Source organism: Bradyrhizobium yuanmingense (genome assembly GCF_029167105.1).
In the GTDB taxonomy this organism is placed as follows: Bacteria; Pseudomonadota; Alphaproteobacteria; order Rhizobiales; family Xanthobacteraceae; genus Bradyrhizobium; species Bradyrhizobium yuanmingense_A.
On sequence record NZ_JARFML010000047.1, the window covers coordinates 16150 to 37713 of the forward strand.

General features: G+C 63.9%; 25 protein-coding genes. 14 read left to right on the plus strand and 11 right to left on the minus strand.

Annotated features, from left to right (window positions below; translation table 11 throughout):
* Positions 1-8: 8 nt before the first annotated feature.
* The 4 genes from P0R31_RS36465 to P0R31_RS36480 form a co-directional block, all read right to left on the minus strand.
* Complete coding sequence (locus tag P0R31_RS36465) at positions 9-131, minus strand: hypothetical protein (RefSeq protein WP_275519730.1); 123 nt, start codon at positions 129-131, stop codon at positions 9-11.
* Positions 132-133: 2 nt separating this feature from the next.
* Positions 134-1084 (minus strand): sulfonate ABC transporter substrate-binding protein, encoded by a 951-nt coding sequence (locus P0R31_RS36470; RefSeq protein ID WP_275519732.1) that lies wholly within the window; start codon positions 1082-1084, stop codon positions 134-136.
* A 33-nt stretch (positions 1085-1117) separates the two neighbouring features.
* Positions 1118-1330, minus strand: coding sequence for a hypothetical protein (locus P0R31_RS36475; protein ID WP_275519734.1), 213 nt, complete (start codon positions 1328-1330; stop codon positions 1118-1120).
* Positions 1331-1453: 123 nt separating this feature from the next.
* The gene (locus tag P0R31_RS36480; protein ID WP_275519736.1) at positions 1454-2620 is read right to left on the minus strand and encodes a cytochrome P450; all 1167 of its coding nucleotides are present in this window, start codon (positions 2618-2620) and stop codon (positions 1454-1456) included.
* Here P0R31_RS36480 and P0R31_RS36485 point away from each other — a divergent pair.
* The 3 genes from P0R31_RS36485 to P0R31_RS36495 all read left to right on the plus strand — a co-directional run bounded on the left by P0R31_RS36485 (position 2601) and on the right by P0R31_RS36495 (position 4902).
* Entirely contained in the window at positions 2601-3176 is a 576-nt protein-coding gene (locus tag P0R31_RS36485) for a hypothetical protein (protein WP_275519738.1), read from the plus strand. The two genes, P0R31_RS36480 and P0R31_RS36485, sit on opposite strands and share 20 nt — an antisense overlap.
* A 278-nt stretch (positions 3177-3454) precedes the next feature.
* Complete coding sequence (locus P0R31_RS36490) at positions 3455-4567, plus strand: helix-turn-helix transcriptional regulator (RefSeq protein WP_275519740.1); 1113 nt, start codon at positions 3455-3457, stop codon at positions 4565-4567.
* A 131-nt stretch (positions 4568-4698) separates the two neighbouring features.
* The gene (locus P0R31_RS36495; RefSeq protein ID WP_050995847.1) at positions 4699-4902 is read left to right on the plus strand and encodes a hypothetical protein; all 204 of its coding nucleotides are present in this window, start codon (positions 4699-4701) and stop codon (positions 4900-4902) included.
* Between the two features lie 67 nt (positions 4903-4969).
* On the opposite strand, the gene P0R31_RS36500 is transcribed toward P0R31_RS36495, so the two are convergent.
* A complete protein-coding gene (locus P0R31_RS36500; RefSeq protein ID WP_275519742.1) occupies positions 4970-5386 on the minus strand; it encodes a hypothetical protein in 417 nt (138 codons plus the stop codon).
* Between the two features lie 257 nt (positions 5387-5643).
* Here P0R31_RS36500 and P0R31_RS36505 point away from each other — a divergent pair, with 257 nt between their 5' ends.
* Positions 5644-5967: a hypothetical protein gene (locus P0R31_RS36505; protein ID WP_275519744.1), complete on the plus strand. Its 324-nt coding sequence runs from the start codon at positions 5644-5646 to the stop codon at positions 5965-5967.
* Positions 5968-6000: 33 nt separating this feature from the next.
* Positions 6001-6903 (plus strand): tetratricopeptide repeat protein, encoded by a 903-nt coding sequence (locus P0R31_RS36510; RefSeq protein ID WP_275519746.1) that lies wholly within the window; start codon positions 6001-6003, stop codon positions 6901-6903.
* A 328-nt stretch (positions 6904-7231) separates the two neighbouring features.
* On the opposite strand, the gene P0R31_RS36515 is transcribed toward P0R31_RS36510, so the two are convergent.
* On the minus strand, positions 7232-8008 hold the full coding sequence (locus P0R31_RS36515) for a helix-turn-helix transcriptional regulator (protein WP_275519748.1): 777 nt from the start codon (positions 8006-8008) through the stop codon (positions 7232-7234).
* A 562-nt stretch (positions 8009-8570) separates the two neighbouring features.
* Here P0R31_RS36515 and P0R31_RS36520 point away from each other — a divergent pair.
* The 3 genes from P0R31_RS36520 to P0R31_RS36530 all read left to right on the plus strand — a co-directional run bounded on the left by P0R31_RS36520 (position 8571) and on the right by P0R31_RS36530 (position 11377).
* Complete coding sequence (locus P0R31_RS36520; protein WP_275519750.1) at positions 8571-9476, plus strand: LysR family transcriptional regulator; 906 nt, start codon at positions 8571-8573, stop codon at positions 9474-9476.
* Between the two features lie 147 nt (positions 9477-9623).
* Positions 9624-10898, plus strand: a complete 1275-nt coding sequence (locus tag P0R31_RS36525) for an SDR family oxidoreductase (RefSeq protein ID WP_275519752.1) — start codon at positions 9624-9626, stop codon at positions 10896-10898.
* Positions 10898-11377, plus strand: coding sequence for a DUF2269 family protein (locus P0R31_RS36530; protein WP_275519754.1), 480 nt, complete (start codon positions 10898-10900; stop codon positions 11375-11377). Before P0R31_RS36525 ends, P0R31_RS36530 begins: the two co-directional genes overlap by 1 nt.
* A gap of 84 nt (positions 11378-11461) precedes the next feature.
* On the opposite strand, the gene P0R31_RS36535 is transcribed toward P0R31_RS36530, so the two are convergent.
* The 5 genes from P0R31_RS36535 to P0R31_RS36555 all read right to left on the minus strand — a co-directional run bounded on the left by P0R31_RS36535 (position 11462) and on the right by P0R31_RS36555 (position 15715).
* Entirely contained in the window at positions 11462-12196 is a 735-nt protein-coding gene (locus P0R31_RS36535) for a hypothetical protein (protein ID WP_275519756.1), read from the minus strand.
* Positions 12193-12609, minus strand: a complete 417-nt coding sequence (locus P0R31_RS36540) for a phage holin family protein (RefSeq protein WP_275519758.1) — start codon at positions 12607-12609, stop codon at positions 12193-12195. Before P0R31_RS36540 ends, P0R31_RS36535 begins: the two co-directional genes overlap by 4 nt.
* A complete protein-coding gene (locus P0R31_RS36545) occupies positions 12606-13283 on the minus strand; it encodes a hypothetical protein (protein WP_275519760.1) in 678 nt (225 codons plus the stop codon). Before P0R31_RS36545 ends, P0R31_RS36540 begins: the two co-directional genes overlap by 4 nt.
* Positions 13284-13294: 11 nt before the next feature.
* Complete coding sequence (locus tag P0R31_RS36550) at positions 13295-14254, minus strand: DUF3618 domain-containing protein (RefSeq protein WP_275519762.1); 960 nt, start codon at positions 14252-14254, stop codon at positions 13295-13297.
* A 255-nt stretch (positions 14255-14509) separates the two neighbouring features.
* Positions 14510-15715, minus strand: coding sequence for an LLM class flavin-dependent oxidoreductase (locus P0R31_RS36555; protein WP_275519764.1), 1206 nt, complete (start codon positions 15713-15715; stop codon positions 14510-14512).
* A gap of 266 nt (positions 15716-15981) precedes the next feature.
* On the opposite strand from P0R31_RS36555, the gene napE reads away from it, so the two are divergent.
* From napE to P0R31_RS36585, 6 genes are all read left to right on the plus strand, one after another.
* Positions 15982-16167: a periplasmic nitrate reductase, NapE protein gene (napE, locus tag P0R31_RS36560; RefSeq protein ID WP_018318384.1), complete on the plus strand. Its 186-nt coding sequence runs from the start codon at positions 15982-15984 to the stop codon at positions 16165-16167.
* Positions 16168-16193: 26 nt separating this feature from the next.
* Complete coding sequence (locus P0R31_RS36565; protein ID WP_275519766.1) at positions 16194-16508, plus strand: chaperone NapD; 315 nt, start codon at positions 16194-16196, stop codon at positions 16506-16508.
* 16 nt (positions 16509-16524) lie between these two features.
* A complete protein-coding gene (gene napA, locus P0R31_RS36570; protein WP_275519768.1) occupies positions 16525-19038 on the plus strand; it encodes a nitrate reductase catalytic subunit NapA in 2514 nt (837 codons plus the stop codon).
* Positions 19035-19505, plus strand: coding sequence for a nitrate reductase cytochrome c-type subunit (locus P0R31_RS36575; protein WP_275519770.1), 471 nt, complete (start codon positions 19035-19037; stop codon positions 19503-19505). Before napA ends, P0R31_RS36575 begins: the two co-directional genes overlap by 4 nt.
* Complete coding sequence (locus P0R31_RS36580) at positions 19502-20155, plus strand: NapC/NirT family cytochrome c (RefSeq protein ID WP_275519772.1); 654 nt, start codon at positions 19502-19504, stop codon at positions 20153-20155. Before P0R31_RS36575 ends, P0R31_RS36580 begins: the two co-directional genes overlap by 4 nt.
* A 248-nt stretch (positions 20156-20403) precedes the next feature.
* Positions 20404-21519, plus strand: a complete 1116-nt coding sequence (locus P0R31_RS36585; RefSeq protein WP_035998929.1) for an ATP-dependent DNA helicase — start codon at positions 20404-20406, stop codon at positions 21517-21519.
* Positions 21520-21564: the final 45 nt, after the last annotated feature.

A 21564-nucleotide genomic window follows, 5' to 3' on the forward strand; every position in this document is an offset into this window, starting at 1 on the left:
GATTGCCCCTAGCCGTAAGTCGTGCCGACGGCGGCCGCGACGATGCCGATCGACAGCACGATGGCTGCGATCACGCGTTGAACGATGCGCTTCAAGTTCAGACCTTTTTGAACGGGAAGAGTTGTCGGCACGGTCAGGCTGCCGGGTTGCGCCAGACGATGTCGCGAATGACGATCGGCTTCGGGATCAGGCCGAGCTTGTAGAAGCGGTCGGCGACGCCCTGCTGGGTCGCGACGATCTCGTCGGTGACGGGGCCGACCACGAAGTTCGCGCGATTGGCGGCGACGGTCTGGATATCAAGCGGGACGCCGGTGATCGCGGCGAGCGATTTGGCGACCTCGTCGCGGTGCTGCTCGGCCCATTGGCCTGCCGCGGTCGTCACGTCGACGATCTGCTGCAGGATCGTCCCATGGTTCTTCGCGAACTCGCGGTTGGCGATGTAGAAGGAATTGGTCTTGGTGACCTCGCGCGCATTGATCAGGATGCGGCCGTTCTGCTTGGTCTCGCCGATCGCGAAATAGGGATCCCAGATCGCCCAGGCCTCGATGCTGCCATTGGCGAAGGCGGGGCCGGCATCCGGCGGCGTCAGGTAGACCGGTGTGATGTCGGCATAGGTGAGGCCGGCCTTCTCCAGCGTCTGCACCACGACGTTGTGGGCGCTGGAGCCCTTGGTGAAGCCGATGCGCTTGCCCTTGAGATCGGCGATGTCGCGGATCGGCGAATCCTTCGGGACCAGGATGCCCTGGCCGTTGGTGATGGGCTGGCCGGCGGCGTAGACGATCGCCGCGCCCGCGGCTTGCGCAAACACCGGCGGGGAATCGCCGACCGCGCCGAAATCTACGCTGCCGACGTTCATCGCCTCCATCATCGGCGGGCCCGAGGAGAACTCGATCCATTTCACCTCGATGCCTGAGGCTGCGAAATGTCGTTCCAGGGCAGCCTGCTGGCGCGCGATGACCAGCACGCCGGACTTCTGGTAGCCGATGCGAATTTCCTTCACCGCGCCTTGCGCGATCGCAGGCGATGCGAACGCAGCGGCGGCCGCCGTTCCAACCGACAGTTTCAGAAAGTCTCGTCGCTGCATTCCACACTCCCGGCCGCGTGCGGCCGCCATCATTCACGTTTGCCGAATGATGGTGCGCGTCATCGGAAGTGTCGAGACGTCCGGGAAAATAGCGATGCGAGCACTGCGCTGCATGCCGCGCGCGTGATTAATCTTTCGAGCGACGAAGCGAATGAGGATGGAATTTTCTGCACGCGAATGTGAGAGCTCCACGGATTTGGTCGAGCCGTCTTTGGCGCGCAACATAAAACGTGAAATCAACCCCATGCACAGTAGACGAGACGTGCAAGATCAACGACTTGCGAATTATCCGAAATTTGGTTGACCTGTCGGGCAAAACAGCGGCCAAATGGCATGATTGCAGCCTTGGGGGAGAGGCTCCTTACCGGCCTATTGCTCCCACCTCACCGGCAGATTCTGCAGTCCGCGAAAGGCCCAGCCGCCGATCCGCACCTCTTCGTCCTCGGCCGGCTCGATGCGCGAGGCGCGCGCGAACAAGGTCGGCAGTGCGACGTCGGCAATCATGGCGCGCGAGGCGAAGGCGCCGGCGCAGAAATGCGGGCCGGCGCCGAAGGCGACGCTCTTGGAGGTGTCGCGCCGCACGTCGAACTGATCGGCGCGCTCGAAATGCTTCTCGTCGCGGTTGGCGGAGCCGAACATCAGGAACACGCGCTCGTCGAGCTCGAACGCCACATCGCGAATGGTCCAGGGTTTCGCGATGCGGCGCGGCGACATGCCGATCGGCGAGATCCAGCGGGCATATTCCTCGAAGGCTTGCAGCCACGACACCTCGCCGCGCAGGACCAGATCGAGCTGCTCGGGATGGGTCAGCAGCGCCCAGACCGTGCCGGCGATCGCCTTGCGCGGCTCGTTCTGGCCGCCTGATATCGCGAGCTTGACGTTGGCGCGCACGCTCTCCATCGGCATGTCCGAGGCGAGCAGCACGCCCAAAATGCTCTGGTCGGGATGCTTGCGCATCACCGGCAGGATGTCGTCGATCGCGGCGTCGATGCCCGCGGTTGCCGCATGACAGCGCGCCTCGACCTCAGGGTCGCCGGCATAATTGGCGATGCCTTCGATCATGCCTTGCGACCATGCGTCCATGTCCTGAAAGCCGATATTGGTAAGGCCGGTGATCGACTTCAGGCATTCGCCGGAGAACGGCAGCGCGAAGTCGCGCATGAGATCGATCCGGCCGGGTTCAAGCGAAGCGATGATGCGATCCGCATGGGCCTGGAACTGGGCGGTCCAGTGCGCCTTCACCGTCTTCGGCGAGACCGTCGGAAACATCGCGCGGCGCTCGACGAGATGCGCCTCGCCATCCTTGCGCATCATGTTGTGGCCCATCAGCCGGTTCATCAGGCCGGCGGGCTGGTGCGAGGAGAACACGTCAATCTGCTTCTCGGAGATCGAGATGTCGTCGCGGCTCGTCAGCAGCGTCGAGCCGAGCTGCGGCACGAAGGCGATCGGCGCCTCCTTCCGCATCCTGGCGAGCATCGGATAGGGGTCGGCCCAGAATGCAGCCGGGTCGATCTCGATGCGCGGCGCGGTGCTCAAGCTTCGCTCCCTTGTGGTCTCCTCGATGCCGAGGCTAGCGCCTTTCAGTTGCCGCCGTCTGTCCCCATGGATTGGGACAGGCGGGCCAAAAGCTGCCGCTGGCGTCAACCCTGCCGGCGTCGAACTGCTGCGACGTCAACTCGGCAAAGGTGCGACGGGGTTGTGCATCATTCACCTCTGGAAGAAAATTCCAGCTCAGCACGATATCCAGGGCCTGCACTGCCTTCTGAACTGGCGCAGCTCGACGGGTCCGGCCATCCTCTATCTTCTCAGGCCTTTGTCTGCCTTCAACTCAGATGGCAGCTCCGGCCAGCAAGAGAGCGCCGCCAAGCGCGACCATCACAAGTCCCGGCCAGTTCGATTTGACGCCGAAGCCGCTACCGGGCCTTTCAGGCTCCAGCGTGTCACGTCCGGAGCGAAGCCACTTCCCACCACTGAATCGACCTCGCCAAATGGGCTGAAACGCCATTTGGAATACGCCGCCGAAAACAAGGAGCACTCCAAGCCATATGAGGATCATGCTCGCCTCCTCTACCCGCGAACGCCGATAGGCTGATGCGCCGAGAACCGTGGTCCATTCAGCGCTGCCCCCGGCTTACGGAATCAGACCGACCTTGAAAGCCGCCGGGACAACCTCAGACCTCTCAAATAGTTGATATATGGACATGATTTCTGCTAGGCGTCCATCCGGGCCAGCTTGGGAAATAGTAGCAATTGGTTCCGCCGACGCGGATTGGTATCAAGGGCCTTGGGCGGGCGGAGCACGAAGGCTGCTGCAGAAATGCACGCCGCGCGTCTGAAAGATCGGTCGAATCTGATGGGTCCAGCGCAGCAATGACGGGCATCGATTTCGAGCAGATTGTGGACCGCATCCACGAGGCAGCGACCGTTCCAGAGCTCTGGCCTGATGTCCTGGAGCAAATCGCTCATGCTGCTGGCGCGCATGGCATGGTCATGATCACCTCGGACTCCGATCAATGGTCCGGTGTCTGGAACGGCGCCGTGGCATCGCCGTCGATTCGCGAGGCCTTCTCGGCGTTCCTGAGTGGCGACCTCTCCAGCCGGACGGAGACGACCCCGCGACTCCTGGCGCTTGATCATCCCGGCTTCGTCGGCGAGCACGAGGCGTTTTCGCCGGAGGAATGGGAGCGCGATCCATATCGGGTGGAATGGAACAAGAAGTGGGGCTTCGAGCATGCCTGCGCGACGGCGGTCCGCAGCCCGTCCGGCGAGATCATCGTCTTCCATATGGAACGATTGGCCGGCCGCCCCGCCTTTTCGCGGCAGGACCTCGATTTTCTCGACCGCTTTCGCCCCCATCTCGCGCGGGCAGCTTTGCTGTCGACGCGCTGGCGCCTCACCCGGATGCGGGCGGCAACCGAGGCGTTGTCGCTGGTCGGCTTGCCGGCCCTCGCGATCACACGCTCCGGGCGGGTTCTGGCAGCAAACGCCTTGATCGAGGCCATGACGGATGTTCTGCAATGGCTGCCGAAGGACCGGATCGCCATCAGGGACCGCGCGGCCGACACCCTGCTGCGCGCCGGCCTCGCCCAACTCGATGCGCCGGACAAGGCCGTGTGCTCCTTCGCCGCGCGTCGCAGCAGCGATCCCGATCGGGTGGTGCTTCATCTCGTGTCAATGCCGGGCGAAGCCCGCGATCTCTTCGATGGGGCGGTTGGCCTCCTCATCGCGACGCCGGTCGCCGCCTCGCCGGCACCGAGCCTCGCCCTCATTCGTGGCCTGTTCGATCTCACCCCGAGCGAGGCGCGCGTTGCGCGCGGAATTGCGCAAGGACAGACGATCGGCGACATCGCCGCCCATCACGGGCTCAGCCGGGAAACCATCCGCACACAGGTCAAGGCCGTCCTCGCCAAGACCGGAACGCGGAACCAGAAGAGCGCAGCTGCCCTTTTCGGTGCGATCCCCAAATTGCCGCTGAGAGATTGACGCCAGACTTGTTCTAGCCGGTGCCTGCCCCGGCAGGGGCAAGCTTCGCTTCACCCAAATGGGTGAAGACACAGGCCGGCCCGCCGGGTTCAACTCCGCCCAAATTGGATGTCTGGCGAGAAGCGGCGGCAATGGCGGGACCGGAATTTCCGATTTTCGAAGTGACCCTGGCGCAGCGCAGGCGCAGGACATGGAGCTGGAGCGTCTGCACCATCCAAGGCGCGGTGGTGATGCAGGGCCGGGAAGCCAGTCGACCCGCAGCAAAGTACCAGGCCGAGAGAGCGCTGTTCATGCTGCTGCTCACCGCCCCCTATCGTTCCCGACTTTCCGCATAGCAAGCCGCTCGTCGTGATCCAGGGCCGCCAGTGTGCGGCAACTGCGGGCATTGATGGGGACAGCAAGCTAAGCGTCGGTCGGCGAGCGACCATGCGTCAGCCAATGGTCGATCTGCCAGGTCTCGTAACCGAGCAATTCGCCGAAGCGCCGTTCGCGATCATCGGACCAGGCTCCGGGCTCGTTCAGCAGCGCAAGCATGGCGTCAATCCGCCACTCGTGACCGGGCAATGTATAGAACAGCATCCGATATTCGAGCTGCGGCGCCCCAGGACATGGCTCGATCAGCTCGCGCTTCGTCAGGCGGCCTGCAGCGACATGCCGGTCGAACATGCGCCAATACCGAGTACAGATGTCTGGTTCACGGCCAATGAAATCCGCGAAATATGCGAGGGGCTTGGTGCCCCGGAGCATCAGGCCGAGCTCTCTGTTGGTGTGAACCAGATAGGGCAGTTGACGAAACCATTCGGAATGCATGTCGAGCATGTTGGCCGCACAACGTTAATTTCCGCTGAGGGACCCCGCGCGAACGTCCTGAGCGAAAGTCAACGACGGCTTCCGGCTCAATCCGGACAATTGCAACGAATTTCACGGTGTGCCCTCGTGACGGTGGGCGTCATGATGGCCAAGACGTCCAGCAAAGAAACGGCTAACCACGTTGCAACGACCGCATGCGCGAGAGCATGGAGGAGAAATCAACTCATGATAGTATCGGCCTTGTCAGCCGACCAAAGGGAACTGCCGTGACTGAAACGACCAAGCTTCGATCTCGACTTCTGTTGATTGCCTTGTGGGTCAGTCTCGTCGGAGCTCTCGTCGTTTTGTTTACGTTCGTCAACGCACGAGGCGGAAGCGATGGTTCATCCTGGGCGTTCAGCCTGATCGTGTCCTGGCTGCCATTCCTGGCGCTGATGGGCTTCTGGCTGTGGTACGCGCGTTTTAGCCGGCGTTCATCATCCGGAACGAGCTGGGTCGACCTCTACGAGCAGCAGGTCGCCGAAAACAGGCGAACCAATGCATTACTAGAGAGGATCGCGACGGCACTGGAAAAGCCATCTTCGGGTTAGCTCGAACGCCGGTACAGTGCAGTGAGCAGCAGTATGCGCTCAGGATTTTCCACGCGGGTCTGGCTGGTTGTCTTCGCCCTCGCAGCCGCCGTCGTCAGCCGGCCAGCGGCTGCCGACGATCGACAGGCTTGTCTGGAAGGATCGAAGGCGGCCTCTGCCGAGACCATCGCCGCCTGCACACGCGCGATCCAAAGCGGAGACTACAACGACCAGAACCTGGCCAATTTGTATCATGCGCGCGGCTATTCCTGGTCATGGACAAGCTTCTCCGATCGCGACGACCGCGCCTTGGCGGACTTCACCGCGGCGATCCGAGCCAACCCGAAATCTGGCGGTTCACTGCTGAACCGGTCGCACATCTACAATCAACGGCGCGACTACGACCGGGCGATAGCCGACGTCAATCAGGCCTTCGAAGCCGGTCTGTCGGACTATGGAAAGCGGGTCGGATACGGCGAGCGCGGCCATGCCTATCACGGGAAAGGGGACAACGATCGCGCCATCGCAGACTTCACTGCCAGCATCCAGCTGAATGCGAACGATAGTTTCGCCATCATGGCCCGAGGCAGCGCCTACTTTGCCAAAGGCGATTATGATCGTGCCATTGCCGACTACAACCGGGTGATCGCACTTGATCCCGAATATGCTCGCGAATACTCCGCCCGCAGCGGCCGCGCCATTGCGTACCTGCTCAAGGGTAACTTCCGCCGCGCCTTCGCGGACGTCGACCAGGGGCAGGCACTATCCTGGCTCGCCACCATCGTCTTTCTGGCAGCGCTGGTCTGGCTTTGTTGCCGAGGGGGCGCACGGGCGTTCGGATGGCGATCTGGACGAACGATCATCGAGATGTGCGAACAGCAGCTGGTTGACTTGCGGCACACAAACGCCGCCCTGGAGAAGATCGCGGCGGCTATCGAGAAGCGATCGTCAGGTTAGCTCGGCTTCGCCGGACGTTTGGCCGCGCCGACGTGTGCTAACTTCCGGAATGACCGTCAGAGCCGCCGGACCAACCGTCATTCTGGCTGGGTCCAAAGTTCCTATTGTTTCGATCCGGCGGGACCCTCATGCCCTGGTAAAAGGCATAGCCAATGACTCCCAGCAAGGCGACCAGGCAGATAAGTGCAAGAAGCCAGTCTGGCATGTTCTCATCCTCGGATCGGCCCTACGTGCCGCAACCGCATCGGATGATAGGCCAAATGCTTCAACTACACATCCAACCAAACGCTAAAGTTGGATGGACACAGACATCGCGGACTTGGAGCCCCTAGTTCAGGCCGCGCGGACCCGTCAGCAGGCGCAGCACAATTCCGAACAATTCGCTCTGCGAGGAGATGCCGAGCCGTTCATAAGCGCGCTTGCGGTAGGTCAGGGCCGAATGCAGGCTGATGCCGAGTCCTTGGGCGATCGCCTCGGAGCTGAAGCCTGCGAGGATGCGGCGGCAGACCTCCTGCTCGCGCGGGGTGAGTGCGGAGAGCGGCTTGCGCGTCGCGAACAGGGACGCAAGATCGGACGTCGGCTTCTCCTGGAAATGGCGCGCGACGCTGGCTGCGATCGCCGGTGCGATCGCCCCGAGCCGCTCGCGCTGGGCGGCGCTGAAGCGGCCCTGCGCGGCGATCCGATAGAAGTTGACGTAGAAGCAGGTATGGCCGGTCCAGATCGCGGTGGCACATTTGTCGACGATGCCGGAATCCTGGAAGAAGATCTTGCGGTAGCGCGCGCCGTACATGCGCGGCGCGAAGCGAGGCAGCATGATCGGTGCGCCGCCCTCACCTTCGAACAGCGCATCGCGGTTGGGGTCCGTTTCGTGGAACTGGCCGGCATAGGCGGCGCCGAGATCGGCGCCGATCGGGATGTTGCCGGCATCGAGCAGGCAGCTTGCCGCGCCGGCCCGGCTCAGCGCGAACACCATGCAATGGCCGACATCGGCCTGCCGGCGCAACGTGTCGATGAGCACATCGGGAAAATCGGAGCGGCCGATGGCGAGCACCGCGGGCGTGACATCGCCGGCCGACGGATCAAGGGTTATCCCGTTGGGTCGCACCGTATTCCTCCGCAAGACGTTCTTTTGCGAGAGGATAGCAGCAACGGAATCTTACCGTAAGCACTCACGAGCACCGCCGCCCAGGGCCGCTCGGCTGTTGCAGACGGCATTGGCGGGTCTCACGCTGCGCCTCGCCCTTCGAGACGGCATCGTCGTGATTTTCTCAGATGAGGCTGATCCGATGGCCCTATCGAGTCACTTCACCCTGTGCCTGAAAGCAATCTCGCGCAGATGACTGAAAAGCTTTGAGAGCCGCTTCAAGCGCTCAGCTACCAGCGCGCAAAGAAGCATCAGCCACGTTGCGAGCGCGGCACACCACAACAGAAATTCCAATGCTGCGGGCATGAGGGCACCTTTCGAAACGAGTTGCGAAACAAAGGCGGGCACTAATGCTCGTTGAAGAACGCGAACGCCGCGTCTGCGTTGTCAGCCTTTATGGCCTCTCGCGCTGCCGCGATCATGAGCGCCTGCGCTGCCGACCGCATTCAAAGGCTATTACGACCTCCTGAATTGCACTAGAATTAATGCTGAAAGTCACAATTCCATCTTTGGGAATGATCCGATGGACAGGCTCGATGAACTTGCGACATTCGTCGCGATAGTTGAGGTTGGAAGTCTGGTAGGCGCAGCAAAGCGATTGAAGCGTTCGCCTCCCGCGGTCACTCGCGCGCTTGCGGCCCTCGAGGAAAGGGTCGGAAGACGATTGGTGGAGCGAACAACCCGCCGTCTTGCACCGACGGATGCCGGACGCCACTTTGCTGAACGCGCCCGCGAGCTGGTCAACGGCTACACAACCGTCATGAGCAGGCTTGTCGAGACGGAAGGGGCTCCGCTGCACGGAATCCTGCGAATAGCCGCTCCCACCATCTTCGGACGCCGTCATGTCGTTCCGATCGTATCGAGCTTCCTTGACGCTCATCCGGCGATCCGTATCGAGCTCATCATGGGTGAAAGATCGCTCGACCTGATCAGTGAAGGCATCGATGTTGCGGTCAGGATAGGTCAGCCGCGCGACTCGCGCCTCGTCGTCAGATCAGTGGGGTCGGTCCGTCGCGTCCTGGTGGCCAGTCCTTCCTACTTGCGCAGGCAACCCGAGCTTCGACATCCGCGAGACATACCGAAGCACGATGTCGTGTTCTTTTCCGGATTTGCGGGGCCGACCGAACTGCGTTTTCAGAATCGAGGCCGCTTGCACACGGTTCGCGTGATGCCGCGCCTGATGACGACAGACCTCGACACGGTCATTGCCGCCGTGACATCGGGCCAAGGCATCGCTCGATTGTTGTCCTATCAGGTCGAAGCCGAGATTTCGTCCGGCAAGCTCGTGCGTCTTCTTCCGGCCTATGAGCCGCCGGCCGCACCGGTTCAAGTTGTGATTCCCGGTTCCCGGCGCACCGCACCCGCTGTGAGGGCATTCGCGGATCACGCCGCTGCGTCGCTCCGTACCCTTTCGATCATCCGCGAGTAAGGGAGCTGCGGGTGTCCGGACACTCGGCCTGCAGCCAAACCCATCAGTTCCGCCGGGAGGAACGATTGCATCAGCCCCGCTTTATTGGTGCGATTTTCAAGGTTTGATCAGGGGCGTTGCCCGGGCCGCCCATCGAAGGATCAGTCGATGCGCATCCTTCTCGTCGGGGCTACAGGACTTATCGGATCGGCGATCCACGCCAGGCTGTCCGCCGAAGGACATGACTGCATCTTGGTGTCGCGCCATCCCGCGGCGACGCACGATCCTCGCCACGTCGCGCTCGACGTCGCCCGGACCACCGATGTGTCGAAATGGAAGAGCCTTCTCGCCGGCGTCGATGCCGTGATCAATGCAGCGGGTGCGCTGCAGGGACGGGACATGCAAGGCGTTCATGTCGCCGGCAGCGCAGCACTCTATGCGGCCTGCGAGACCGCCGGGGTCCGCAGGGTTATCCTGTTCTCGGCAATCGGCAGCAATGTCGATGCGCTCAGCGATTTTTCCCGCACCAAGCGCGAGGGCGAAGCCGCCTTGATGGCGCGGGAGCTCGATTGGGTGGTGCTGCGGCCTTCTGTCGTGGTCGGCCGGCCCGCCTATGGTGGCAGCGCGCTGCTGCGCGGGCTGGCGGCGCTGCCGGTTCTGCCGGTGATGCCCGACACGGCGGCGATTCAACCGGTGCATCTCGACGACGTCGTTGAGACCGTGCTGTTCTTCCTGAAACCCAGCGCGCCTTCGCGGGTCGCGGTCGATCTGGCCGGCCCGCGGCGGATCGCCTTCAGCGATGCGGTCGCGCTGTTTCGCGCCTGGCTGCGCTGGCGCCCGGCCTATCGCCTGCAGCTGCCGCGCTGGGCGGCTTCAATTGCCTATCGTGCGGGCGACGTTGCCCAGATGCTGGGATGGCGAACGCCCATCAATACGACGGCACAGGCGGAAATGCGCCGCGGTGCGACCGGCGATCCCGAGCCCTGGCGTCGATTGACCGGCACTCCATCGCGCGATCTCGAAGCCGCGCTCGCAAGCGAGCCTGCGTCGGTGCAGGAACGATGGTTTGCACGGCTGTATGCACTCAAGCCGCTGATCTTCGGCGTCTTCGGCGCGTTCTGGATCGCCACAGGCATCATCTCGCTGAGCGCGGGCTGGAATATCGGCATGTCGTTGCTGCTTGAAGGCGGGCTGCAAGGGAACGTCGCGGCGCTCACCGTCACCGCGGGCGCGCTCGCCGACATCGTCATCGGCATCGCCATTCTCTGGCGGCCTCTGAGCCGCTACGGACTCTGGGCAGCATTGATCATCTCGCTCACCTATGCCGTGATCGGCACGGCGCTGGTGCCACGGCTGTGGGCCGATCCGCTGGGACCGATGCTGAAGATCTGGCCGGTGATCATGCTCAACCTGGTCGCCATGGCCATCCGCGAGGATCGTTGATGCTCTACTTCCTCGTGAAGATGGCGCACATCATCGGCGCTGTCGTGCTGCTCGGCACCGGGGCCGGCATCGCCTTCTTCATGCTGGTGGCGCATCTGCGCGGCGACCCGCGCGAGATCGCCGGCGTCGCGCGGACGGTGGTGCTGGCCGACTTCCTGTTCACGGCGAGTGCCGTGATCCTGCAGCCGATCACCGGGACTTGGCTCGCCTGGTCGAGCGGGTATTCCCTCGGCGACGGCTGGGTGGCGGCGTCGATTGCACTGTATCTCGTGACCGGCGCCTTCTGGCTGCCGGTGGTGTGGATGCAGATGCAGATGCGCGATCTCGCCGTGGCGGCGGTCGCGACCAACGGCAAGCTGCCCGCCCGCTATCACCGTCTCTTCTGGTGGTGGTTCGCCTTCGGCTTTCCGGCGTTTGCGGCCGTGCTGATGATCTTCTGGCTGATGATCGCCCGTCCGGCCATTCCGTACTGGGATTAGGTTCGCCTTCAGGGCAACCCCACCTGCCTGATCACCCAACCAGAGCGGGGCGCGTGGCCAGCGCACCCCGCTCTCCCTCGCTCATTACGGAGCCTTTACCTCGGCCCGGGCAGCTGCCGCGGCGTCCATCCCGGCCTGCTTGACTCGGTCCACAATTTCGGCGCCGGTATCGCTGATTTCCGAGACAACCGTGTCCGAGGCTTCACGCAGGGCCTGCGAGACCGCACCGGCGCGCCGGTTCAGGTCAGCCTTCACGTCGTCGCTGACGTCTCCGATGTACTGGTTCTCGATCTCGGAGGCGCGGAACGCGCCCGCCACGGCCGCACCAATTGCGATGCCCACGACCCCCAGCACGAGCGGTTGCCGCTCCAGCATGTCCGCCAGTGACGACTTCGCACTCGTCATGGTGTCCTTGTTCGGAAGCGAATTGCCCAGCTTGCTGAATTGCTCCTGCGCGAAGGCGACGCCCTCGTCGAAACGATCCCGGACGCCCTCGGCGGCCTGGGAGACAGTATCGGAAGCGGCGGCGGTCGCGCCACGCAGGGTCTCCCCGACCCCTTGCGAGCCGTCGTTGTCCATTTCGGGGGCGGTCGGCGGCGCGACGGTCCGCTTGATCACGGATGCTGCCGACCTGAAACCACTCGTCCCGATATCGGCAACAGGTTCGACGGCCTCGGCGGCGGAACGCGCCACAGTCTTCAGCCTCTGGTCGCCGGCCAACAGCCAAAGCGCGCCGCCTCCGATGAGGGCCGCGGCGAGCGGGTTGTCCCTGGCGGCCGTTACCAGATTGTCGATAAAGCTGATCTTTGTGCTGCTCATCGCACCATTCCCTTCATGGTGTCCTTGTCTTTTTCCAACTGGCCGATCGTTTCGCGGGGAGCCAGCTGACGCATGTTAAGCCGGTTCATCCCCATGGCGACCAGCGCGGCGGCGACGGCCGCAGCGATGACTGCCGATGTCAGATATGACAGCGGCTGCGACCATCCTGCGGAGATCAATGCGGCCGAGAGGGCAAACAAGGCCATGACGATGGCCGGGATCACCAGAACGGCGCCGCCTACGATCAAGCCGACGGCGCCGCCGATCTTCTGGAGCTTCTCGCCAACTTCTGCCTTTGCCAGGTCGATCTCGTTCTGGAACAGCTTGGCGAACTGCGACATGGCATCGCCGAGCAGCGTCGAGATTTCCCTGAACTCGCTTTTGCTGGTTTTGATATCGCGCTCGATGCTCATGGTAACGTGCTGCCCTGGAAGGATGAGGATTGTTGCGTATGGGGGTTACGGGTCCCGGACTCCTGATTCCAGCTTTGCTCTCCCGCCGAAAACGGGGACCCACCTGACGTTTGCCCGCTCCCCGACGTGCTGCCAGGGGTGTTGCGCTGCCCTTGGGATGACGACTGTCCGCCGGATGCCTTCAGGAAGCGAACGGCCGCGAAGCCAGCCAGCACCGATATGCCAAGAAAGGCGGCCGGCTGACGTTTGGCGAAATCGGTCGCGCCTGCGACAAGATCTCGGAAACTTCCGTCCCGGATCTTCTGGGCGGCATCTTCGACATAGTCCGCCGCCGAACCGATGCCGCGTGCGGCGAACGGTACGTCGCTCTCGAAAGCCCGGCCGGCCTCGCGGATGTTGCCCGCGAGGCGCTCGACGAAATCGGCGCCCGATCGCTGCTGTTCGCGCGCCTGGCTCTGGATCTGGTCCATGGTTCCGTCCGCGACGCCCTTTGCTGCATCCGCGGCCTCGCCGAACTTGTCTCTCGCGACGTCGGCCGATGCCCGGAACGCATCGCCGGCGCGCTGCTTCATCTCCGCTCCGGCATCGCCGATCTGCTCTTTCATGTCCTTCGCGGTGCCCTTGTCCTGGTTCTTTGCGAACTGCTTCACGTTGTGCGGGTCCAAATCGCTCATGATCGTTTCCTTCAGGTGTTGGTTTGAGAGGGGCTAAAGGCAGCTTTGACCACGTCGTCCGCAGCCTCCTTCAGAGTGTCCGCCATGTTCTGCGTCATGCGGCTGGCATGGGTGCCGAGATCAGCATCGGCGACCCTTTGCGCCGCAGCATCGGCCGCCGACGTGGTGGCGTCTTTCGCGGCCTCGAACCCGGATTGCGCCGCGGCGGCAGCGGCCTGCTTCACACCGTCGCTCGTCCGGCCCATAACCTTAGCTTCGACCTTGGTCTCAGGAAGAGCAGCCGCAATGATGGCGCCGATCGCGATGCCCAGGCCGCCGATGAGCGCAGCATTGTCGCCAATGGTCTGCCGGGCCTGGTCAGGCGCGCTCGCGGCGGCATCCCTGGTTGCATTCATGCCACTCTTGAGCTTTTCACTCGCAAAACTGGCAGCACGCGCCGCGCTCTCCCGCAGATCAGCGGCAATGCCGGCGGCCTTCTCCTGCGCATCATCAGCCATGCCAGCGGTTCGGCTTTGCGCGGAGGACAGCGTCTCCTTGGCATCACCCTGCATCGCCCGTGCGCCCTCGGCCATCTCCTCAAGCATGTGCCCGGCTTTGTCCAAGACCGGGCCGGTGACGTCTGCAGCACGGTGGCGCACCGTCTTCGAAGTCAGGGCGAGCCCTGCGCCGATCATGAGAAGTGGCAACGGCGTACCTCGCACCAACCGAAGCAACGGAACGCCCACTGCGGCGCCCGCGGCCACTGCGCGCATCGGGTTGTCCATGATCTGTTGCTTGAGCCCTTCGACCCAGCTCTGGGTCTTGTGGCTGACGTATTCGGTGACTTCGGATTTGATGTGCTGCGGCGAGACTTTGTGGCGAATGTCGTCGGCGGTGTCCGATATCTGCTCCTTCAACCGTCCGACCGTTGCCGCCAGCTCGGCGCGGCTACGCTCGGACTCGCGTCTCAACTCCTCCACGGATCGTGTCATCGCGTTACCCTCTTGCTTTGTTTCTTGGATTTGAGGTCGAACTCACGCTGTGTTGAATCGTTCCTCGCGCCGCTTGGGCGCTTGCTGGGACGACGATATGCGTGAAGCAGCGCAAGGGAGAGCGACGTCGAGCGCCCAGCCATTGCTGGATGCAGAGGGTTCGAAAGGTCTGCTCCGGGTCAAAACGCCGCACTGATGCGCGGCTCACCGCACCGGCGTCAGCACCAGGAAGCAGGACCTGTCGTTGCTTACACGCTACCCCGCCGCCGCCTTCGCGGGGGCCACGTTGATCGCCAGCTTGCCGTAGCGATCGGTGAAAGCCTCGGTATCGATCTCTTCCAGCTCGATCTCGCCGCTCATCACGCCCTGCTTCCAGGCGGCCTGCGCCGGATCGTTCTGGAACTCCGGCATCACCTCGCGGCCGAACAGCTCCAGCGACTCGCAGATATGCTCGTGGCTGTTCTTGCCGGCCTGGTTGAGCAGGATGACCTGGTCGATGTGCGAGGACTGGAAGCGCTTCAGCTTCTTCCGGATCGTCTCGGGCGAGCCGATCAGGCCGCCGCGCAGCGCCGCCTCCTGGGCTTGCGGATTGTCGCGCTTCCACTTGTTGTACTCGTCCCACATATTGACGGTGTAGGGCGCGGGGCGCTGGCGGCTCTGCGAAGCGCCGTAGAAGCGCAGCGCGAACTGGAAGAAGGTGGCGCCGTCGGCGCGGGCGCGCGCCTCCTCGTCCGTCTTCGCGCACATGAAGAACGAGACCCGCGCCATGTTGGGATTGATCTCGTAGTCGGCGAGCTTGTGCAGGCGCTTGGTGATGGCGTTGTAATAGGCGTGCACCCAGGCGTGGGCCGCATCGGCGCTGACGAACTGGAAGCCGAGCGCACCGAAACCGTGGCGGCCGGCGCGCTCGATCGTCGGCAGCTGCGAGCACGCCATCCACAGCGGCGGATGCGGCTTCTGCACCGGCTTCGGCACGACGTTGCGCAAGGGGATGTCGAAATACTTGCCGTGATGCTCGCTGCCGGCATCCCTGAACATCGGGAAGATCGCCGCGACCGCCTCCTCGAACACCTCCTTCTTCGTCTCCATGTCACGGCCGAACGGCTCCAGCTCGGTGATCGAGGCGCTCTCTCCCATGCCGAACTCGCAGCGGCCGTTCGAGAGCAGATCCAGCACCGCGACACGCTCGGCGACGCGCGCCGGATGGTTGGTGGTGAGCTGGAGGATGCCGTGGCCGAGCCGGATGTTCTTGGTGCGCTGGCTTGCGGCAGCCAGGAAGGATTCCGGCGAGGGCGAGTGCGAATATTCCTCGAGGAAGTGATGCTCGACCACCCAGGCATGGTCGTAGCCGAGCCAGTCGGCGAGCTCCATCTGCGAGAGCGCATTCTGATAAAGGGCGAGCTCGTCGCCGGCCGCCCAGGGCCGCGGCAGCTGCAGCTCGTAGAAGATGCCGAACTTCATGGCGTCGCTCTCCCGCTTGTTCTTGTTGAGCTCATCTTAAAGGGCGAGGCGAAGCTGTCTACGCGGTGGCAATTCCGCCGCGCGGGAGAATGATTTCGCCGGCCGGCGTGCGAAGCGGGGCTGGTCTCGCCCCGGCGCGGCGGCATCCGCACAAGCGGGCAGGTTGATCCAGATCAACGCCGTGGCGGCCCGGATGCATCAGAAGTGAAGTAAGGCAACGGCCCGGATGCCGTCCCGATTCCCCATCTCATCCCGAGAGACCGAATATGTCGGCCCCTGACGACACGACGTCGCGCGTGCGCCGTAAGCGCATGGAGATTTTCGCCTTCCTGTTCCTGACCGCGATCGTGATGCCCGTGCTCGCGGTCGGGACCGTCGGCAGTTACGGCCTTGGCGTCTGGATCTACCAGATGTTTGCCGGCCCTCCCGGCCCGCCGCCCTCCCCGCATTGATCGGCAACCAGCGAAAGACAGGCATCATGGCTCACGCCACACTCAACCGCCGCGCCCTGATCACCGGTCGCGTGCTCACCGCCGAGCGCATCGTGCCGCCGCCGGGCGCGGAGATCGCCAGCATCATCGTGCAGGCGCGGCCCGAGCGCCTTGCCGAACTGGAAGCGGAGATCGCAGCCCTTCCCGGCTGCGAGATCCATGCCCGCGACGCGCGCGGAAAGCTCGTCGTCGTCGCCGAAGCGCCGGATGCCGGCAGCCTTGGCACCATGCTCAACACCATTCAGTCGCTGCAGCACGTCTATTCCGCAGCGCTGGTGTTCCACGCCATCGAAACGACCTAACGGCCGGAGAGCCATCATGACATCGCCGAAGCTCGACCGCCGCCAGATGCTCAAGCTCGAGGCCGCCGCGATCGCCGCGGTCGCCGCCGGCCTTCCCGCACCGGCCCTCGCCGCGAACCTCGCAGCCGAGCGGAAGGAGAGCGAACTGAAATGGGACAAGGCCGCCTGCCGCTTCTGCGGCACCGGCTGCTCGGTGATGGTCGCGACCAAGGACAACCGCGTCGTCGCCACCCATGGCGACATCAAGGCGGAGGTCAATCGTGGCCTCAACTGCGTCAAGGGCTACTTCCTCTCCAAGATCATGTACGGCCACGACCGCCTGACGCAGCCGATGCTGCGCAAGACAGGCGGCAAGTACGACAAGAACGGCGACTTCACGCCTGTCACCTGGACCGAAGCCTTCGACATCATGGAGCTGAAGTGGAAGGAGGCGATCAAGAAGCGCGGGCCTAACGGCGTCGCCATGTTCGGCTCCGGCCAGTGGACGATCTGGGAAGGCTATGCGGCCTCAAAACTGTTCAAGGCCGGCTTCCGCACCAACAACATCGACCCCAATGCCCGGCACTGCATGGCCTCGGCGGTCGCCGGCATGATGCGCACCTTCGGCATCGACGAGCCGTCGGGCTGCTACGACGACATCGAGGCCACCGACGCCTTCGTGCTGTGGGGCTCCAACATGGCGGAGATGCATCCGATCCTGTGGACGCGCATCGCCGACCGCCGCCTGTCCGCACCGCATGTCCGCGTCGCCGTGCTCTCCACCTTCGAGCACCGCTCGTTCGACCTCGCCGACATCGGCATGGTGTTCAAGCCGCACACCGACCTGTACATCCTCAACGCGATCGCCAACCACATCATCAAGACCGGCCGCGTCAACAAGGACTTCGTGGCCAAGCACACCGTGTTCAAGCGCGGTCAGACCGACATCGGCTATGGCCTGCGGCCCGAGCATCCGCTGCAGAAGAAGGCGACGGGCGCGGCCAAGGCCAACGACTCCACCGACATGAGCTACGACGAATTCGTCAAGTTCGTCTCCGAGTACACGCTGGAGAAGGCCGCCGAAATGTCGGGCGTGCCGCTCAACCGCCTCGAGGCGCTCGCCGAGCTCTACGCCGATCCCAAGACGAAAGTGGTCTCGTTCTGGACCATGGGGTTCAACCAGCACACCCGCGGCGTCTGGTGCAACAACCTCGTCTACAACATCCATCTTTTGACCGGGAAGATCTCCGCGCCCGGCAACAGCCCGTTCTCGCTGACCGGCCAGCCCTCGGCCTGCGGCACCGCGCGCGAGGTCGGCACCTTCTCGCACCGCCTGCCCGCGGACATGGTCGTGACCAACAAGAAACATCGCGACTACGCCGAGCAGATCTGGCAGCTGCCCGAAGGCACGATTCCGGACAAGAACGGCGCCCACGCCGTGCTGCAAAGCCGGATGCTGAAGGATGGCCTGATCAACGCCTATTGGGTGCAGGTCAACAACAACCTGCAGGCCGGCCCCAATATCAACGAGGAGACCTATCCGGGCTTCCGCAATCCCGAGAACTTCATCGTGGTCTCGGACGCCTATCCGTCGGTGACCGCGCTGGCAGCGGACCTCATCCTGCCCACCGCGATGTGGGTGGAGAAGGAAGGCGCCTACGGCAATGCCGAGCGGCGCACCCAGTTCTGGCACCAGCTCGTCTCCGCGCCGGGCGAATCGAAGTCGGATCTCTGGCAACTCATGGAGTTCTCCAAGCGCTTTAGAATCGAGGAGGTCTGGCCCGCGGAGCTGATCGCCAAGAAGCCGGAATATCGCGGCAAGACCCTGTTCGACGTGCTCTACAGGAATGGCCAGGTCGACAAATTCCCGGTCACCGATATCGAGCCGGGCTATGCCAACGACGAATCCAAGGCGTTCGGCTTCTACGTGCACAAGGGCCTGTTCGAGGAATATGCCCAGTTCGGCCGCGGCCATGGCCACGACCTCGCGCCGTTCGACACCTATCACCGGGAGCGCGGCCTGCGCTGGCCGGTGGTCAACGGGCAGGAAACGAAGTGGCGTTTCCGCGAAGGCAGCGACCCCTATGTCAAGCAGGGTACCGACGTGCAGTTCTACGGCCATGCCGACGGCAAGGCCCGCATCTTCGCACTGCCTTACGAGCCGCCGGCGGAATCGCCCGACAACGAATATCCCTACTGGCTCTCGACCGGCCGCGTGCTCGAGCACTGGCATTCCGGCACCATGACGCGCCGCGTGCCCGAGCTGTTCAAGGCCTTTCCCGAAGCCGTCTGCTTCATGCATCCGGACGATGCGCAGGACATGAAGCTCCGGCGCGGCGACGAGGTGAAGGTGGTCTCCCGCCGCGGCTTCATCCGCGCCCGTGTCGAGACGCGCGGCCGCGACCGGCCGCCGCGCGGCCTGGTGTTCGTGCCGTGGTTCGACGAATCCAAGCTGATCAACAAGGTGACGCTGGACGCCACCGATCCGATCTCGCTGCAGACCGATTTCAAGAAATGCGCCGTGCGCATCGAGCGGGTGAACGCGTCATGATGAAACGATCCGCAATCATCCTGCTCGCCTTCGCGATCGCAGCCGGCACGAGCTCGCTGACGGCGCAGACGGTGACCTCCGGCCTGCGCGGCCCGACCCCGCTCAACGACGAGGGCCCGGCGCCGCCGATGCTGCCGAACCGCAACACCTCCGAGAAGGAGGTGCGCAACTATCCGGAGCAACCGCCCGTCATTCCGCACAATATCGACGGCTATCAGGTCGACCTCAACGGCAACAAGTGCCTGTCCTGCCATGCGCGGGCGCGCACCGCCGAGTCGCAGGCGCCGATGGTCTCGATCACGCACTTCATGGACCGCGACGGCCAATTCCTGGCCTCGGTCTCGCCGCGCCGCTTCTTCTGCACCGAATGCCACATGCCGCAGAACACCGCCAATCCGCCAGTCAGCAACGACTTCACCGACATCGACACGCTGCTGTCGCGCGCAAGCCCGGGTGGCCGCAGATGACGACGACTGCCGATGATCCCAACGCGGAGCTGAATGCCAAGCGCGGCGTCATCGCGCGCAGCTGGGCGTTTCTGCTCGAGCTCTGGCAGGTGCTGACCCGGCCGAGCTCGGTGTTCGCCCTCGGCACCCTGGTGCTGGCCGGTTTCGTCGCCGGCGTGATCTTCTGGGGCGGCTTCAACACCGCGCTGGAAATCACCAACACCGAGAAGTTCTGCACCGGCTGCCACGAGATGAAGGACAATGTCTACGCCGAGCTGAAGTCGACCATCCATTTCTCCAACCGCTCCGGCGTGCGCGCGACCTGCCCGGACTGCCACGTGCCGCACAACTGGACCGACAAGATCGCGCGCAAGATGCAGGCCTCCAAGGAGGTCTGGGGCAAGATCTTCGGCACGATCGACACCCGCGAGAAATTCCAGGACCACCGGCTCGAGCTCGCCGCGCACGAATGGGCGCGCTTCAAAGCCAACGACTCGCTGGAATGCCGCAACTGCCACAGCGCCGATTCCATGGACATCACCAAGCAGTCGCCGCGGGCCTCGGTGGCGCACCAGCGCTTCCTGTTCACCAAGGAAAAGACCTGCATCGACTGCCACAAGGGCATCGCCCACCAGCTGCCCGACATGCGCGGAGTGCCGGGGTGGCAGTAGGCGAGGTCTGAGCAAGCGCCTCGTCCTTCGAGACGGCTGCTACGCAGCCTCCTCAGGATGAGGCTCAGCGGCATTTCGCCTGCCGAAACCGCCGCCGCACACTCCGCCCTCATCCTGAGGGCCCGCCCAAGGCGGGCGTCTCGAAGGATGGGCCCAGAGACACAGCGCCCCTGCGCTTGAACCGTCGGTGCGAATGGTTAGTTTGGGGGAAGGCGAATCGCCGCATTCGCCGCTCCCTCAAGACAGACATGGCCACTTTCACCCCGCATCAGGATGCTGCGCTCAAGGCCGTCGGCGACTGGCTCAAGGCCAAGCCGGGACGGGGCGGCACGCCGCCGGTGTTCCGCCTGTTCGGCTTTGCCGGCACCGGCAAGACCACGCTGGCGCGGCACATCGCCGAGGGCGTCGACGGCGAGGTGAAGTTCGCGGCGTTCACCGGCAAGGCCGCCCTCGTCATGCGCAACAAGGGCTGCGACGGCGCCTCCACCATCCATTCGCTGATCTACCGCGCCCGCGAATCCGGCGAGGAGCAGCCGAGCTTCGAATTGTGGGACGATGCGCCCGCCTCGAAGGCGAAGCTGATCGTGATCGACGAATGCTCGATGGTCGATGCCGAACTGGGCCGCGACCTGATGTCGTTCGACTGCCCGCTGCTGGTGCTCGGCGATCCCGCGCAGCTGCCGCCGATCCAGGGCGGCGGCTTCTTCACCAATTCCGAGCCGGACGCGATGCTGACCGAGGTGCATCGCCAGGCCCAGGACGATCCGATCGTTCGGATGTCGATGGACGTGCGCGAGGGGCGCGAGCTCGACATCGGCCGTTACGGCGAGAGCGAGGTGGTCTCGCGCAAGGAGCTCGACCCCGATCGCGTTATGGGCGCCGATCAGATCCTGGTCGGCCGCAACAACACCCGCCGCGCCTACAACATGCGGGTGCGCCAGCGCCAGAACATCGAGGATCAGTTTCCCGTCGCGGGCGACAAGCTGGTGTGCCTGCGCAACAACCGCAAGAAGGGCCTGTTCAACGGCGGCCTGTGGCGCGTCAAGTCGCGCAACACCTCGCGATCGAAGTCGCGCATCCTCTCGATGCGGCTGTCGCCGGACGAGGATTTCGGGCACAAGGTGACCAAGGTCTCGGTGCGCGCCGACTGCTTCGAGGGCGGCGTCGAGCAGATCGCCTGGGAGCAGCGCAAGCCCTATGACGAGTTCGACTACGGCTATGTCCTGACCGTGCACAAGTCGCAGGGCTCGCAATGGGACGACGTCGTGCTGTTCGACGAGAGTTTTGCGTTTCAGGATTCGCGAGCACGGTGGCTCTATACCGGCATCACGCGGGCGGCGAAACGGCTGAGCGTGGTGGTGTGAAGCTGTCTGCCCAGTCATTCCGGGGCGGCTCGAAGAGCCGAACCT

Excerpts from the sequence above, each read along its gene's own strand:
- P0R31_RS36540 (WP_275519758.1), bottom strand. The coding sequence starts at position 12,609 with ATGAGCATCGAGCGCGATATCAAAACCAGCAAAAGCGAGTTCAGGGAA.
- P0R31_RS36585 (WP_035998929.1), top strand. The coding sequence starts at position 20,404 with ATGGCCACTTTCACCCCGCATCAGGATGCTGCGCTCAAGGCCGTCGGC.
- P0R31_RS36495 (WP_050995847.1), top strand. The coding sequence starts at position 4,699 with ATGGCGGGACCGGAATTTCCGATTTTCGAAGTGACCCTGGCGCAGCGC.
- P0R31_RS36510 (WP_275519746.1), top strand. The coding sequence starts at position 6,001 with ATGCGCTCAGGATTTTCCACGCGGGTCTGGCTGGTTGTCTTCGCCCTC.
- P0R31_RS36575 (WP_275519770.1), top strand. The coding sequence starts at position 19,035 with ATGATGAAACGATCCGCAATCATCCTGCTCGCCTTCGCGATCGCAGCC.
- P0R31_RS36500 (WP_275519742.1), bottom strand. The coding sequence starts at position 5,386 with ATGCTCGACATGCATTCCGAATGGTTTCGTCAACTGCCCTATCTGGTT.
- P0R31_RS36490 (WP_275519740.1), top strand. The coding sequence starts at position 3,455 with ATGACGGGCATCGATTTCGAGCAGATTGTGGACCGCATCCACGAGGCA.
- napE (WP_018318384.1), top strand. The coding sequence starts at position 15,982 with ATGTCGGCCCCTGACGACACGACGTCGCGCGTGCGCCGTAAGCGCATG.
- P0R31_RS36520 (WP_275519750.1), top strand. The coding sequence starts at position 8,571 with ATGGACAGGCTCGATGAACTTGCGACATTCGTCGCGATAGTTGAGGTT.
- P0R31_RS36555 (WP_275519764.1), bottom strand. The coding sequence starts at position 15,715 with ATGAAGTTCGGCATCTTCTACGAGCTGCAGCTGCCGCGGCCCTGGGCG.
- P0R31_RS36545 (WP_275519760.1), bottom strand. The coding sequence starts at position 13,283 with ATGAGCGATTTGGACCCGCACAACGTGAAGCAGTTCGCAAAGAACCAG.
- P0R31_RS36550 (WP_275519762.1), bottom strand. The coding sequence starts at position 14,254 with ATGACACGATCCGTGGAGGAGTTGAGACGCGAGTCCGAGCGTAGCCGC.
- P0R31_RS36485 (WP_275519738.1), top strand. The coding sequence starts at position 2,601 with ATGCGCGGCGCGGTGCTCAAGCTTCGCTCCCTTGTGGTCTCCTCGATG.
- napA (WP_275519768.1), top strand. The coding sequence starts at position 16,525 with ATGACATCGCCGAAGCTCGACCGCCGCCAGATGCTCAAGCTCGAGGCC.
- P0R31_RS36475 (WP_275519734.1), bottom strand. The coding sequence starts at position 1,330 with ATGGGGTTGATTTCACGTTTTATGTTGCGCGCCAAAGACGGCTCGACC.
- P0R31_RS36535 (WP_275519756.1), bottom strand. The coding sequence starts at position 12,196 with ATGAGCAGCACAAAGATCAGCTTTATCGACAATCTGGTAACGGCCGCC.
- P0R31_RS36565 (WP_275519766.1), top strand. The coding sequence starts at position 16,194 with ATGGCTCACGCCACACTCAACCGCCGCGCCCTGATCACCGGTCGCGTG.
- P0R31_RS36470 (WP_275519732.1), bottom strand. The coding sequence starts at position 1,084 with ATGCAGCGACGAGACTTTCTGAAACTGTCGGTTGGAACGGCGGCCGCC.
- P0R31_RS36580 (WP_275519772.1), top strand. The coding sequence starts at position 19,502 with ATGACGACGACTGCCGATGATCCCAACGCGGAGCTGAATGCCAAGCGC.
- P0R31_RS36530 (WP_275519754.1), top strand. The coding sequence starts at position 10,898 with ATGCTCTACTTCCTCGTGAAGATGGCGCACATCATCGGCGCTGTCGTG.
- P0R31_RS36525 (WP_275519752.1), top strand. The coding sequence starts at position 9,624 with ATGCGCATCCTTCTCGTCGGGGCTACAGGACTTATCGGATCGGCGATC.